Annotated in this window: 2 protein-coding genes; both read right to left on the bottom strand. The window is 60.6% G+C overall.

Annotated elements, in window-relative coordinates:
* A partial coding sequence (locus PFY00_RS18940) for a tetrahydrofolate dehydrogenase/cyclohydrolase catalytic domain-containing protein (RefSeq protein WP_271434173.1) occupies window positions 1–323 on the bottom strand: 323 nt, incomplete at its 3' end.
* A 94-nt stretch (window positions 324–417) separates the two neighbouring features.
* Window positions 418–2094, bottom strand: coding sequence for a formate--tetrahydrofolate ligase (locus tag PFY00_RS18935; protein ID WP_271434174.1), 1677 nt, complete (start codon window positions 2092–2094; stop codon window positions 418–420).
* Window positions 2095–2110: the final 16 nt, after the last annotated feature.

The following is a 2110-nucleotide window of genomic DNA, read 5'->3' as shown; positions in this document are numbered from 1 at the left end:
CGTTCATCCAGATGATCCGGCACCGGGAACTGGCACAGGATGCCATGCACGGCGGGGTCGGCGTTCAACTGGTCAATCAGGGCGAACAGCTCGGCCTCTGAGACATCCGCAGGCAGCTTGTGTTCGAACGAGGCCATGCCCACTTCGACCGTCTGCTTGTGCTTGGCCGCCACATAGACCTCGCTGGCCGGGTCTTCGCCCACCAGCACCACCGCCAGACCCGGCGTAATGCCATGATCGTCCTTCAAACGCTGCACATGCTCGGCGATCTGGCCGCGCACATCCGCTGCAAACGCCTTGCCGTCAATCTTATGAGCCGCCATTCATCTTCTCCTAAATTTGGGGGGTGGGCACGCGCGTTTACTGTCGCAAACACGCGGCCTCCCACAGGGCAGACTTTGCCAAGGCAAAATCAGCCTAGAACAAACCTTCGATCTGGCCCTCGTCATTCAGACGAATGTTTTCGGCAGAGGGCACACGCGGCAGGCCGGGCATGGTCATGATCTCACCGCAGACCGCCACGATAAAGCCCGCCCCCGCCGACAGCCGCACTTCGCGCACCGGCACGGTAAAGCCGGTGGGCGCCCCGCGCTGGTTCGGATCAGTGCTGAAGCTGTACTGCGTCTTGGCCATGCAGACTGGAAGATCGCCATAGCCCTGCTCTTCCCAGAGCTTCAGCTGGCCCAGGATCTTCTGATCCATCACCGCCTCATCGGCGCGGTAGATGTTTTTGGCAATGGTCTGGATCTTCTCGGCCAGCGGCATGGCATCCGGATAGATCGGGGCAAAATCCGCCTCGCCCTTCTCGGCCACTTCCACAACCTTGCGCGCCAGATCGCTTGACCCTTCGGAGCCCAGCTCCCAGTGCCGGCTCAGCACCGCTTCGGCGCCCTGGCTCGCGACATAATCCTTGACCGCCTGCACCTCGGCATCGGTGTCAGTGACAAAGTGGTTGATCGCAACAACCACAGGCACGCCGAACGACTTGAGGTTCTCGATGTGACGGCCCAGGTTCGGGCAACCCGCCTCAACCGCCGCCACGTTCTCGGCCCCAAGATCAGCCTTGGCCACGCCGCCGTTCATCTTCATCGCCCGCACCGTGGCCACGCAGACCACGACAGACGGCGCAAGACCGGCCTTGCGGCACTTGATGTTCATGAACTTCTCGGCGCCCAGATCCGCGCCAAAGCCCGCCTCGGTCACCACGTAGTCCGTCAGCTTCAGCGCCGTCGAGGTCGCAATCACCGAGTTGCAGCCATGCGCGATATTCGCAAAAGGCCCGCCATGTACAAAGGCCGGGTTGTTTTCCAGCGTCTGCACAAGGTTCGGCTGCATCGCATCCTTCAGCAGCACCGTCATCGCGCCCTCGGCCTTGATGTCACGGCAGAACACCGGGCTGCGGTCCCGGCGGTAGGCCACGATCATGTCGCCCAGGCGCTTTTCCAAATCCTTGAGATCCTTGGCCAGACACAGGATCGCCATAACCTCGGAGGCCACCGTGATGTCAAAGCCCGCCTCACGCGGGAAGCCATTGGCCACACCCCCAAGCGAAGCCGTGATCTGGCGCAGCGCACGGTCGTTCATGTCCACAACACGCTTCCACTGAACGCGGCGCACGTCGATCTCGGCCTCGTTGCCCCAGTAGATGTGGTTGTCGATCATCGCCGACAGCAGACTGTGCGCCGAGGTGATCGCGTGAAAGTCGCCGGTAAAATGCAGGTTCATGTCTTCCATCGGCACAACCTGCGCCATGCCACCCCCCGCAGCACCGCCCTTCATGCCGAAGTTCGGCCCAAGAGATGCCTCGCGGATGCAGATCATCGCATTCTTGCCGATCTTGTTCAGACCGTCACCAAGACCAACCGTCGTCGTCGTCTTGCCCTCACCCGCAGGCGTCGGGTTGATCGCCGTAACCAAAACAAGCTTGCCGTTCTCACGAGACTGAACAGAGTCAATAAAAGACTGGCTGACCTTCGCCTTGTCATGACCGTAAGGCAAAAGATCAGAAGACCCAATCCCAAGCTTCTCTCCTATCTCAAGGATCGGACGCTTCCGCGCTTCACGCGCAATCTCAATATCAGACTTGTAAGACATCGCTTCTTTCCTAAGG

The organism is Thalassococcus lentus, from assembly GCF_028023555.1.
Lineage (GTDB): Bacteria > Pseudomonadota > Alphaproteobacteria > Rhodobacterales > Rhodobacteraceae > Thalassococcus_A > Thalassococcus_A lentus.
Note: the sequence above shows the minus strand (reverse complement) of the source record. Positions and strands in the feature narration are given on the sequence as shown.

Coding starts and splice junctions, on each gene's coding strand:
- PFY00_RS18935 (WP_271434174.1), bottom strand. CDS start 2,094: ATGTCTTACAAGTCTGATATTGAGATTGCGCGTGAAGCGCGGAAGCGT.